Here is a 12,080-nt window from a genome sequence, read left to right as displayed (position 1 = left end):
TATCGCGGAACCCCTACTCACGTGTCGCCGCTCACCCGTGGTCGCATGGTCACCACCCACCGCCACCACGGGAGGAACAGTGACGGTCCAAGGCTTCTGCGGCCCCGGCTTCGAGGACGTCCGGGCCGAGTTCGAGCGCAACTTCGCCGAGCGCGGCGAGGTCGGCGCGAGCGTGCACGTGACGGTCGACGGCGAGTCCGTGGTCGACCTGTGGGGCGGCGATGCGGGCGGCCGCCCTTGGACCGAGGAGACGATCACGCATGTGTGGTCGTGCACGAAGGGCGCGACCGCTCTCTGTGCGCACATCCTCGCCTCACGCGGCGAACTCGACCTCGACGCCCCGGTCACCCGGTACTGGCCCGAATTCGGCCGGAACGGCAAGGAGCACACGCTCGTCCGGCACCTGCTCAGCCACCAGGCCGGGCTGGCCGCCGTGAAGGAGCCGCTCCCGCAGGACGCCATGTACGACTGGGCGCTGATGACCGACGTCCTCGCCCGGCAGGAGCCCTTCTGGGAGCCCGGCACCGCGCACGGCTACCACGCGCTGACGTTCGGCCACCTGGTCGGCGAGGTGGTCCGCCGGGTCACCGGCCTGTCGCTCGCGGAGTTCTTCGAGAAGGAGGTGTCCGGGCCGCTGGGCCTGGACTTCTGGCTCACCCTCCCGGAAGACCTGGAACCGCTGGTCGCGCCCACCATCCCGGCCACGCCCGGCGCCACCGTCTCACCCCTCTTCGTCGCCGCGACCACCCGGCCGCAGTCCATGCAGGCGTTGATGCTGCTGAACAACGGCGGTTACGTGGTGGCGTCGAACAGCCGCGAAGCGCACGCGGCGCAGTACGGCGCGGTCGGCGGCATGAGCAACGCGCGCGGCCTGGCCCAGATGTACCGGCCGCTGGCGCTGGGCGGGTCCTACAACGGCGTCGACCTGGTCTCCGAGGAGCAGATCGCGGTCATGTCCGCGGTGACCTCCGCCGGGTACGACCGGATGCTGCTGGGGCCGACCCGGTTCTCCCTCGGCTTCCTCAAGGCCAACGACCGGCCGGCGGAGGAGGGCGACTTCATGGGCCTGTCCGAGGACGCGTTCGGCCACTCCGGCATGGGCGGGTCAATCGGGTTCGCCGCGCCGGCCGCGCGGATGTCGTTCGGCTACGCCATGAGCCGGCAGGGTGGCGGAGTGGGGTTGAACGGACGCGGACAGTCCCTTGTGGACGCGGTCTACCGGGCGCTGGGGTACCGACGCGCGGGCGGCGGCTGGTTCCGGTAGACCCGGGCGGCAGCGCTTACCATGGCGAGGTGATCGAGGTCGTGCGCAGTGGCCGGGTCGACGCGTCGCCGGAGCGGGTGTGGCACGTCGTGTCCCGCGCCGACCGCGCGGCGGAGTGGCTGGCGTTCGCCGACCGGGTCGAGGTGACCTCGGGCGCGGGCTGCGGCGAACGGCGCACCCAGTACGGCAGGTGGGGCGAGCGGCGCTCGGAGGTCGACGTGGAGGTCGTCGAGTACCGCCGCCCCAAGGTGGTGGCGTGGCGGCACCTGGCCGAGCGGCTGGACGGCAGGCCGGCGCCCCGGTTCGCGGCGAGCACGGAGTTCCGGGTCGAGCTGACGCCCGACGGGGACGGGACGGTGGTGCTGCTGCGGTCGTGCCAGGAACCCGTGTCGGCGCTGAAAGGCTTGCTGATCAAGGCTTTCGGCCGCCGCCAGGTGGCCCGCGGCCTGGAGGACTCCCTGGCCCGCCTGACTTCCCTCTTCACCCCGGCATGACCGTGCTCGACTCCGGCATGATCGAGTGATGAGGACCGCCCGGCACCACCACGTCGCCGCCACACTCGACACCCACTCCGACGACGACCTCCTCGCACTCCTCGCGGCCGGCTCGGCCACCGCGGTCGGGGTGGGCGGGGGTGCGGCGACCGTCGACGTGGCCGGTGTGCCGGTGTTCGCCAAGCGCGTCCCGCTGACCGACCTCGAACTGGCGCACCCGCACTCCACCGCGAACCTGTTCGACCTGCCGGTGCACTGCCAGTACGGCGTGGCCGGGCCGTCCTTCAACGCCTGGCGCGAACTGGCCGCGAACCTCGCCGTCACCGAGGCGGTGCTGGCGGGTGAGACGGAGTCGTTCGCCATGCTCCACCACTGGCGCGTGCTGCCCGGCCGCCCACCCGTCGCCGACGAGCACGCCGACGTCGACCGGGTCGTGGACTTGATGGGCGGTCACTCGTCCGTCCGGACCCGCTTGAACGCACTGGCCACCGCGACCCACAGCCTGGTGCTGTTCAGCGAGTACGTCCCGCGCCCGGTCGAGGACTGGCTGGCGGAGGACCCGGTCGGGCGGGCGACGAGCGTCGAGCGGCAGTTGATCGGAACCGCGGAGTTCCTGCGCGATCGCGGGCTCCTGCACATGGACGGTCACTTGGGCAACATGCGCGTCGCCGGGGATACGATCCACCTGACCGACTTCGGCCTGGCCACGGCCGCTCACTTCGACCTGTCGACGGCCGAACGCGACTTCGTCCGGCGCAACACCGACCACGACGTCGACTACGCGGCGATGCGGTTGGTGAACTGGCTGGTCGTCGCGGTGTGCGGGGTGGAGGTCACCGGTCCTCCCGTGGCGCGCAACGAGTACGTGCGCCGCTGCGCCGCCGGGGACGTCCCGGCCGACGTGCCGGCGGTCGTCGCGGACATCCTGATCCGGCACTCCCCCGCCGCCGCGCGCATGAACGACTTCCTCTGGGCGCTGTTCGACGGCGACCTGACGGCCGAGTACCCCGCCACCTAGCCGGCCCCGTACACCGAGCGCAGCCAGACGAACGCGAGCGTGTCCACCAGTTCGTTGTCCCGCTTGGCCGACCGGCGCGACAGCGAGCGGGACACGAAGGCCTGTTCGTTCATCGAGACCAGCACCGCGGCCAGCGACCGGGCGTCCGGGCCGTCCGGGGCCACGCCCGCGGCGCGTTCCAACGTGATCTGCTCGGCCGTGGCGTCGATGAACCGACGGCCGACGCCCGTCCAGAACTCCCGCATCCGCTCGTCGGTGTCCCGCGCCCGCACCGCCGCCCGCAGCACCGGTCCGTGCTTGCGCCACAACGCGAGCGTGCTGCCCAGGGCGCGGCGGATCGCGGCCTCCGGCGGTTCGCTGCCCCGGCGCAGCCACGACGAGGCCGCGTCGTAGAGGGCGTCGAGGACGCGCGCGGACAGGGCGTGCAGCACCGCTTCGCGGGAGGAGAAGTGGAAGTAGAAGGTGGAGCGCGAGATGCCCGCGCCGGACGCGAGTTCGTCCACCGCGATGTCCTCCAGCGAGCGGTGCTGGAGCAGGCGTTCCGCGGTGTCCAGGATGGCCTGCGACGTGAGGTCGCCCTTGCTCGGGCGACGCCGGGACCCGACCGAACCGGCCGTCGACCGTGGGGGCATGGCGGACATGCTGGTCCCACCGGGCGCCCGGCCGCAACCCTTCGTGACGACACCGTGGCCGACGCGCACCGATCGTCCCAACGCGGTACACAGGACGGGTGGATCCGTTGTGGGCATTGCGGCAGGTGGCGTTCCAACTGGAGCGGGCCGGCGAGCCGACGTACCGGGTGCGGGCGTTCCGGCGGGCGGCCGAGGTGGTGGCCGGTCTGCCACCCGGCGACCTGGAACGCCGGGTGGCGAACGGAACCCTGACGGACCTGAACGGCATCGGCAAGGCCACCGCGGGCGTGATCACCGATGCGGTGCAGGGCCGTGAACCGTCCTACCTGTCGAAGTTCCGCGACCACCCGGTGGTCGGTGGCCGGGAGTTGCGGGCGAAGCTCAAGGGAGACTGCCACACCCACTCCGACTGGTCCGACGGCGGCAGCCCGATCCGCGAAATGGCCGAAGCCGCGCGCGACCTGGGCCACGAGTGGATGGTGCTCACGGACCACTCGCCGAGGTTGACCGTGGCCAACGGGTTGTCCGCCGACCGGTTGCGCCGGCAGCTGGAGGTGGTCGCGGAGCTGAACACGGAGTTGGCGCCATTCATGATCCTGACCGGCATCGAGGTCGACATCCTGGACGACGGTTCTTTGGACCAGGACCCGGAGTTGTTGGCGCAGCTGGACATCGTGGTGGCGAGCGTCCACTCCAAGCTCCGCATGGCCGAGCCCGAGATGACCCGGCGGATGGTGAAGGCGGTGACCAACCCGAACGTGGACATCCTCGGCCACTGCACGGGGCGCCTGGTGGTGGGGCGGGGGCGGCCGGAGTCGACGTTCGACGGGAAGGCGGTCTTCGAGGCGTGCCGGGACAGCGGGACGGCGGTGGAGATCAACTCGCGGCCGGAGCGGCGGGACCCGCCGGGGCGGTTGCTGCGGTTGGCGGTGGAGCTGGGGTGCTCGTTCTCGATCGACAGCGACGCGCACGCGCCGGGGCAGTTGGACTGGTTGTCGTTCGGGTGCGAGCGGGCGGAGGAGTGCGGGGTGACGGCGGACAGGGTCATCAACACCCGGTCGGCCGCGGACTTGCTCAGCGGGCGCTGACCCACCCGGCTCCCTCGGAACGGCGCTCCACGACGTGAAGCGTCAGCGGCCGGCGGTGGCGGAGCGTTGGGTTCGGGACGCGCGGACCAGGTGGCCGTACCACGCGATGAGCGGGCCGGTTCGGCCGTCCACCAGCCGCTGCCACGTGTTCCGGCACAACTCCAAGAACGGGTACCGGTCCCAACCCCGCGCCATCTCCGCCAACGACCGGTCGTACACGTTCCCCAACCAATACCGCCGGTCGAATCCGTAGGCAATCGGCACCGCCGCGCCGTTCGCCTCGATCACCAACGGCGTCAACCAACTCCCCAACGGTGCGTCCGCAGCCACCGGAGCAGCCAGGAAAGCCTCCGGTTTCCGGGTCAACAACGTCCTCGGCACGGCGTCCAACTGCACCGCCAACCCGTGCTCCTCGGCGATCCGCCCCAACTCGACCGCCGCGTAGGCCAACTCCACCGCGTCCGGCCGCTCCCCCGCCATCAGCCGGCCCGCCGCGCCCTCCGGCTCCAGCGGGTGCACCTGCAGCAGCAGGGCGCCGGACTGGGTGGCGGCCACCGCGACATCGCCCAGTTGGGTCGCGTTCCCCTGGGTCAGCGTGGTCACCACGCCCACCGGGACGCCGGCCTCGGTCAGCCGCCGGATGCCCGCCAGCGCCTTGGTGAAGCAACCCTGTTGGTCCCGGATGCGGTCGTGGGTGCGTTGGTCGCCGTCGATGGACACCGCGACCAGGTCGACCAAGCCCCTCACCAGACCGATCCGGCGCTGGTTCAGGGCCACCGCGTTCGTGGTCACCGTGGTCCGCATCCCGGCTTCGCGGGCGGTCCGCAGCAAGGTCGGGAGTTCCGGGTACAGGAACGGCTCGCCGCCGGTCACGTTCAGGACGTCGTAGCCCAACGCCGCCGCGTCCCGGACGACCTGGGACAACAGGGGGATCGGCACGGACTCCGACACGTCGGGGCCGGAGCTGGAGTAGCAGTGCCGGCACCGGAGATTGCACAGCCTCGTCGGGTGCACCTGAAGGACCGCCCTGCCGCCAGCAGCCTGCCGCATTTCCACCCTCCTGTGGTGCCTCTTATCCATATGGAGCAGACGAACCCCGTCCTGATACGTCACTGCGTCACCGATGGACCAATCGGTTCCCTCGAACGTGGGAACCTGTCGGGTTGTTTGAAACGACGCCCGTTAACCGGACGACTTCACGGACGTGGCGACGAAGCCCGAGCGGTGAGCACCCGGGGAGGGGACATGCGTCGCGAGTTCGCGGTGTCCACCGACGCGGCCGACGAGGCCAGACGCCGGGTGCTGCGCGACCTGCACGACGGTCTGGGGCCCTCGCTCGCGGCGATCGCGCTGGGTTTGCGCGCGGCCCGCCACCTCGTCGCGCACGACCCGGCTTCGGCGGGGCCGTTGCTCGCGCGGTTGGAGGAGGAGATGCACCACGCCGTCGCGGAGATCCGGCGGTTGGCGGCCGGGGCCTACCCGGCCGAGCTGGCCCGGTTGGGGCTGGTGGGCGCGGTGCGGGCGCACGTGGCGACGTTGGCCGACCGGCACCCGGTGCTGGTCGAGGTCCAGGTCCCGGTGGACCTGCCGGAGCTGCCGGTGGCGGTGCAGGTCGCGGCCTACCGGATCGTGTGCGAGGCGTTGACCAACGTGGTCCGGCACGCGGGGGCGCGGCACTGCGTGGTGCGGATGTGGTGCGCGGGCGGGCTGCACGTCGAGGTCGTGGACGACGGGGTGGGCGCGTGCCCGCGCGGTGGTGACGGGATCGGGCTGAGTTCAATGCGGGAGCGCGCCGCCGAGGTGGGCGGCACCTGGGAGATGGATCACGCCGCGGCGGGGGGCACGCGCGTGGCGGCGGACCTCCCGGTCGCGGGTGGGGTGTGAGCGGGACATGCTGCGGGCGCTGGTGGTGGACGACCACCCGCTGTTCCGCTACGGGCTCGCCGCCGCGCTGACCGCCGCCACCGACGTGGAGCTGGTCGGCGAGGCGTCCGGTGGCGAGATGGCCGTCGAACTCGCGGCCAGCCTGAAGCCGGACGTGGTGGTGATGGACCTCAACATGCCCGACCTCGGCGGTGTCGAGGCCATCCGGCGGATCGTGGCGCGCGACCCGGGCGTGCGGGTGCTGGTGCTGACGATGTTCGACGACGACGAGTCGGTGTTCGCCGCGATGCGCGCGGGCGCGCTGGGCTACCTGCTCAAGGCCGCGAAGCCGCAGCAGATCGTCCGCGCGGTGCGGGCGGTCGCCGAGGGCGAGGCGATCTTCAGCCCGGGCATCGCGGTGCGGCTGCTGGCCTACTTCGGCGCCGGCGGCCGGGCCAAGCGGCCGGAGGCGTTCCCCGAGCTGACCACGCGGGAGCGCGAGGTGCTGCGGCTGATGGCCGACGGGCGCGGCAACGCGGCCATCGCCCGGGTCCTGGTGCTCAGCCCGAAGACGGTGCGCAACCACGTGTCCAACATCCTGCGCAAGCTGCACGTCGCCGACCGCGCGCAGGCGGTGTCCCGGGCCAAGGAGGCCGGTCTGGGCGACGACCCGGGACACATCGGGACAACACGCCCATAGTGCCGGGACGCACCGGGTCGCGACCATGGTCAGGGGACTTGACGCACGAGGTTGGGGAGCCGGGCATGAACGGTGAGCAGATCGCGGTGGTGCTGCACGCGGCGGACTCGATCACGCGGGCGGGGGTGACCGCGGCCCTGCGGTCCCGACCCGAGATCAGACTGGTCGAACCCGACGAGCCGGCGCCGGTCGCGCTGGTGGTGCTGGAGAAGCTGGACGGGCCGGCGCAGCAACTGCTGCGCCGCCTCCAGGTGCAGGGCAGTCCGAACATCGTGCTGGTGGCCGGCGACATCGCCGACCCGGAGCTGCTGAACATCGTCAGCTCCGGCGTCTCGGCGGTGATCCGCCGCTCCGACGCCACCCCGGACACGTTGGTGCGCCTGGTGAAGGCGACCGCGGCCGGCCAGGGCGCGCTGCCGGCGGACCTGCTGGGCCGGCTGCTGGACCGGGTGTCCCGGTTGCAGCGCAACGTGCTCAACCCGAACGGCTGGACCATGGCAGGCATGTCCGACCGGGAGACCGAGGTCCTGCGGCTGATCGCGGACGGCTTCGAGACCCGCGAGATCGCCGAGAAGCTGTGCTACTCGCAGCGGACGGTCAAGAGCATCCTGCACGACATCACCAACCGCTTCCAGTTGCGCAACCGCGCCCACGCCGTCGCTTTCGCCTTGCGTGAGGGCCTGATCTGACGTGACGAGGCCGCGTCGGCTTGTCGCGGCCCGTTTCGCTCCGATCAGCTTTTCCGGTCGGAGCGAAACGGGGCGCGACGAGCCGACTTTCGGCGGCCTCGTCCGCGACGCCGGGGGCGGCCCAATCCAACACAGCCCACCACGACTAGTCACTCCACCCGGCCGGAGAAGGACACGGAGGGCTTGCAGTTGCCCTTCTCGGCCGGGTTCTGGCAGCTCACCGCGATCACGATCTTCTCGCCCGGCTTGAACCGCAGCGGCTCGACGTAGTGGCGGTCCAGGTCGCGGAAGTTCGCCAGCCCGACTTCGAGGATGCCGCTGCGGGAGCCGCCGGCGTCGCGCAGGACGCGGATGGTGCCCGTGTCGCCGCGCGGGTTCTGCAGCACGATGTCGCTGACCCGCAGGGTCTTGCCCTCCGGCGGGCTGAACACGAAGTCGGTGAACTGGTCCGGGTTGGACACGATCGCCGCGTCCGCCGCGACCCGGAAGTCCGTGGGTTCACCGGCCTGCTTGCCCGCCGGCGGGGTGCCGGTGGGCTGGGCCCCGGGCGGCGCGCCGGGGTCCAGGCCCACGGCCTCCATGGCCCGGTCCGAGTTGCCCTTGGCCTTCTCCGCCTCCTGCTTGGCCGCGCCCGCGTTCTCCTCGGCGCGGACCGCTGCGGCCTTGACGTCGGCGGCCTGCTGGGTGGCGGCCTCCCGCGCGGCGGACTTCACGGCGGGCTGGAGGACGGTGAACCACAGGGTGGCCAGCACGAGTCCCAGGGCCAGCAACGCGATCAGCGCGGGCAGCAGCCACTTGGGCAGCAGCGACCGCTGCACGAACATGCCGTCCGCGACCAGCGGGCCGCCCGCGTCGGGCAGCACCTCCACCCGGAACGGCTTGGACCGCGGCTGGCCGCGCAGGAACGTGTCGTGCGGCTTCACCAGCAGCTTGACGAACGCGGCCGTGCCCGGCGCGAGCAGCACCTCGGAGCGGTCCAGCTTGAAGTCCAGCTCGCCGTCCGGGTCGCTGGGCTGGAACCGCACGCCGACCGGGTGGTTGCCCACGTTGTCCACGGCCAGCTCGAACTTGCCGCGCCGACCGGCCTCGACCTTGCCGGGCACCAGTTCCGCGCTCAGGTCGGTGAACGCGCCGACCTCGACCACGCCCTCCTCGACCACCGACCCGTACGGGTCCTCGCGCGAGGTGACCCGGACGCCGAAGTGCACCGACCCGGCCGGCACGTTCGCGGCCCGGGGTGGCGCGAACCGCACGGTGACCGTTTCGGAGGCCTGCGGCACCAGGTTCACCGACGGCGGCTCGGCCACGGCCCAGCCGGCCGCGTCGCCGACCACGTCGACGGTGAACTGGTCGACCAACTGGCCGGTGTTGCGCACGACGACCGTGCACGTGACCTCGGAGCCCGGCTCCACGGACAGACCCGTGGCGGACAGCGTCGCGGTAGCGCCCATGTCGTAATCCTGTTCGAGAAGCGGTCGTGGAGGACGAGTCGGAAGGGTGGGGGCCGGTGCTCCGCGCACTGCCCCAACGGGCAGCCGTTCAGCCGCGGCCCACGAAGTCGGGTGGTTGCAACGACTTCGGGACGACCAGGAACGGGTTCGAGCGCACTTCGGCGAACCCCGGCCCGGCTTCGGCGGTGGCGGCGAGTTCGCGCGGCCCGACCAGGTCGTTCTCGAAGACCAGGACCTGGGCGTCGAACGTGCCGTCGTCCTCGACCACCACCGTGCCGGGGGTGGCGGAGATGCCGACGGTCCAGGCGAGCTTCACCGTGCCGCCGGGCGGGAACCCGGTGCCCTTGGCGCGCGGCACGAACCCGCCCGGCCCGACCAGCGGGTCGACGGTCACCTTCGGTTGGCGCACCACGACCTTCGCCACGGCGGTGTTGTCGGCGGCGTTGTTGTCCGGCCCGACGCCGAGCACCGAGCCGCCCGCGGTGGTGTCCACGGCGGCCTTGGCGGGCAACGTGATCCGCACGTCGGCTTCCTGGAGCGGTTGCAGGACACCGATCGTGCACACCGAGCCGTCCGCGGCGCAGCCCGGTGAGACGGCCTTGGGCGGAACCAGTTGCGGCGGCAGGGAAGTCACCACGCGCACGTCCGTCATCGGCTCGCCCGCGCCGTTGCGCACCTTGTAGGACAACACGATGTCGTCCCCGCCGACGAAGCTCTCCTGCGGCAGCACGGCGACCGCCATGGACAGCGAACCGGGGTTGGCGGGCGGCTTGACCGGGTCGGCGACGCGGATCGTCACCTGCGCCTTGTTGTTGCCCGGGTTGACGTCCTGGCCCACGTCGGCGGCGACGACCTGGCTGCCGGCGGCGGTCCCGGTCACGGTGACCCGGATCTGGGCCTGGCCGCGCGGCGGCATGCGGCCCGGCGTGCAGACCGTGCCGTCGCACGACCCGGCGGTGGTGGTGATCGCGTCGACGCGCAGTCCAGGTGGGACGGTCACGTTGATCGTCGGCGTGGTCGGCGCGAGACCGGCGTTGGTGACGGTGAACCGGACGGTCGTGGTGCCCTCGAACGGGATCACCGCCGGCGCTACCGCGCCCACCACCACGAGGTCCGGCACCGGCTGGAACGCGGCGACCCCGACCTCCGCCTCCGGGTCGGCCACCAGCACGGTCGCCGGCCCGCCGGAGGGCGCGACCTGCCAGATGCGGGTGGCGCCGAACTCCCCCGCGCACTGGTCGAACGCGATCAGCGCGCCGTCGGGCGACCACGCGGGCGAGTCCAGGCAGAGCTCGGCGGTGAAGATCCGCCGGGCGTTGGCCCCCGACGCGTCGGCCACGCACAGCGACCTCCCGGCGTGCGTGAACACCAGCCGGCTGCCGTCCGGCGACCAGGCGGGTGACGTGTCGTCGCGCGCGCAGTCCGGGGCGAACAGCCGGGACAGGTTGATCTGCCGCAGCGGTCCGGAGAAGTCGGCGAGCCAGATGTCCCGAGTGGCCCGGGGCTCCGGGACGACCACGGCGACCGGCGCACTGGCGCTGCTGCGGCGAGGGCCGTCGCTCGCGGTGCAGGTGACGGTGGTGACGCCGACCGGGAACAGCTGCCCCGGCGTGGCGTCGCAGGTCGGGGTGAGGGGCGCGCCGGTCACCGAGGTGGCGGAGGCGGTGAACGGCACGACCATCGGAGTTCCGTTGGGGCTGACCACCGTGTCGCCGTTGACGACGACTGTGGGCAGGCCGGCCGCCGCTTCCGTGACGTGGATGGTCTGGACGTGCGGCTGCCCGGGCTCGACGCCGTCGAACAGGAAGTCCACGGTGCAGGTGAGCCGGTCCCCCACCTCGGCGACGCCCGGGCCCGGCGGTTCCAGCCGGACCGTCTCCTGGAACTGCACGTCGGTGTTGCCCGGCACGGTGACCGAGGACGGGGTGAACTCGATCGAGACGCCCTGCGGGCAGTTGGCGCGCGGGGTGACGGTCACCGGGATGCGCTCGATGCCCGCCTGGATGCCCTTGACGATGTCAGCCGACGTGTAGCCCTCGGTGAGGGCGCCGTCGGTGGCCTTGGTCAGCCTGGTCGCCTGCCCCCGGAAGTCCAGGTGCGGGTACGGCGGCAGCTCCGGGTCCCGCTCGCCCTCGAACAGGACGGGCACGGCGGAGAGGTGGATGTCCCGGCTGACCAGCTCGTTCTCGATCACCGACTCGCGCCAGTAGGGATATTCGCTCGGGCAGGTGGGCTGGGGGTAGATGCAGCGGTCGGTGATGTCGTGGCTGGCGGCGTCGCCGACGAGCACGATGATCCGGCTGGTGCCGGGTTGGCTGAAGATCTCGGGGTCCCTGGAAATGTGGTGCAGGGCGTTGAACCAGTCCTCCATTTCGTCGCCACCACCGCCGGTCACGAGCTGGGTCTTGTCGTCCAGAACTGCTTGGATCTCCTCGCGGGTGGTCGGCTTCTTCACGCGCTGGTAGCGCAACTCCGTGCCGTCGGTGACGTCCTTGTAGGAGGCGATGCCGTAGCGGGCCAGCGGTTCCCTCTCGGAGATCTGGCGCATCGCCTCGCCGAGGTTGAGGCGCACCGCCCCGATCATGTCGCCCATCGTCCCAGTGGTGTCCAGCAGGAACATGATCTCGGGCCGGGCCGGGACGTTCGGGGTGCGCAGGGAGGCGATGGTGGTGAACGAACCGCCCAGGGGCGTAGAGCCGCCCACGGAGCGCGGGTGCACCTGCGAGATCTCCACGGCCTCGGTGTCGCGGCTGAACGCGATGCCGCGCCCGTCCGGGGACCACGCCGGGCTGCTGTCCCACCCGTCGAGGTGGTCGGGGAACGGGATGCGGGCCAGCTCCACCCCGTCCGCCACGCGCAGCACGACGATCTCACCCCCGTC

At 72.0% G+C, this 12,080-nt stretch carries 11 protein-coding genes; 7 read left to right on the top strand and 4 right to left on the bottom strand.

Going from position 1 to position 12,080, the window contains the following annotated elements:
- Positions 1-79 precede the first annotated feature (79 nt).
- From RIN75_RS29420 to RIN75_RS29410, 3 genes are read left to right on the top strand one after another with little or no spacing between them, the layout of a single operon-like run.
- Complete coding sequence (locus RIN75_RS29420) at positions 80-1,264, top strand: serine hydrolase domain-containing protein (protein ID WP_309115291.1); 1,185 nt, start codon at positions 80-82, stop codon at positions 1,262-1,264.
- A gap of 29 nt (positions 1,265-1,293) precedes the next feature.
- The gene (locus RIN75_RS29415; protein WP_309115290.1) at positions 1,294-1,758 is read left to right on the top strand and encodes an SRPBCC family protein; all 465 of its coding nucleotides are present in this window, start codon (positions 1,294-1,296) and stop codon (positions 1,756-1,758) included.
- 28 nt (positions 1,759-1,786) lie between these two features.
- Entirely contained in the window at positions 1,787-2,776 is a 990-nt protein-coding gene (locus RIN75_RS29410) for a serine/threonine protein phosphatase (RefSeq protein WP_309115289.1), read from the top strand.
- Here the strand turns inward: RIN75_RS29410 and RIN75_RS29405 are convergent.
- Positions 2,773-3,408 (bottom strand): TetR/AcrR family transcriptional regulator, encoded by a 636-nt coding sequence (locus tag RIN75_RS29405; protein ID WP_309115288.1) that lies wholly within the window; start codon positions 3,406-3,408, stop codon positions 2,773-2,775. The two genes, RIN75_RS29410 and RIN75_RS29405, sit on opposite strands and share 4 nt — an antisense overlap.
- A gap of 98 nt (positions 3,409-3,506) precedes the next feature.
- Between RIN75_RS29405 and RIN75_RS29400 the strand changes: the two genes are divergently transcribed.
- Complete coding sequence (locus tag RIN75_RS29400; protein WP_309115287.1) at positions 3,507-4,496, top strand: PHP domain-containing protein; 990 nt, start codon at positions 3,507-3,509, stop codon at positions 4,494-4,496.
- Between the two features lie 42 nt (positions 4,497-4,538).
- Here RIN75_RS29400 and RIN75_RS29395 read toward each other — a convergent pair whose 3' ends face one another.
- Positions 4,539-5,546: a radical SAM protein gene (locus RIN75_RS29395; protein WP_309115286.1), complete on the bottom strand. Its 1,008-nt coding sequence runs from the start codon at positions 5,544-5,546 to the stop codon at positions 4,539-4,541.
- 195 nt (positions 5,547-5,741) lie between these two features.
- On the opposite strand from RIN75_RS29395, the gene RIN75_RS29390 reads away from it, so the two are divergent.
- The 3 genes from RIN75_RS29390 (at position 5,742) to RIN75_RS29380 (ending at position 7,748) form a co-directional block, all read left to right on the top strand.
- Positions 5,742-6,380 carry a sensor histidine kinase gene (locus RIN75_RS29390; RefSeq protein WP_309115285.1) on the top strand — a complete coding sequence of 213 codons (639 nt, stop codon included), beginning with the start codon at positions 5,742-5,744 and terminating at the stop codon, positions 6,378-6,380.
- Positions 6,381-6,387: 7 nt separating this feature from the next.
- Positions 6,388-7,059, top strand: a complete 672-nt coding sequence (locus tag RIN75_RS29385) for a response regulator transcription factor (RefSeq protein WP_309115284.1) — start codon at positions 6,388-6,390, stop codon at positions 7,057-7,059.
- 65 nt (positions 7,060-7,124) lie between these two features.
- Positions 7,125-7,748: a response regulator transcription factor gene (locus tag RIN75_RS29380; protein WP_309115283.1), complete on the top strand. Its 624-nt coding sequence runs from the start codon at positions 7,125-7,127 to the stop codon at positions 7,746-7,748.
- A gap of 149 nt (positions 7,749-7,897) precedes the next feature.
- On the opposite strand, the gene RIN75_RS29375 is transcribed toward RIN75_RS29380, so the two are convergent.
- Together RIN75_RS29375 and RIN75_RS29370 are read right to left on the bottom strand one after the other, a co-directional pair.
- On the bottom strand, positions 7,898-9,199 hold the full coding sequence (locus tag RIN75_RS29375) for a hypothetical protein (protein ID WP_309115282.1): 1,302 nt from the start codon (positions 9,197-9,199) through the stop codon (positions 7,898-7,900).
- 88 nt (positions 9,200-9,287) lie between these two features.
- Positions 9,288-12,080 (bottom strand): hypothetical protein (locus tag RIN75_RS29370; RefSeq protein WP_309115281.1); only part of this gene is annotated, 2,793 nt, incomplete at its 5' end.

Origin of the sequence: Saccharothrix sp. (assembly GCF_031180885.1) — a bacterium.
Classification (GTDB): Bacteria; Actinomycetota; Actinomycetes; order Mycobacteriales; family Pseudonocardiaceae; genus Actinosynnema.
This window is presented reverse-complemented; position numbering and strand designations above follow the sequence as displayed.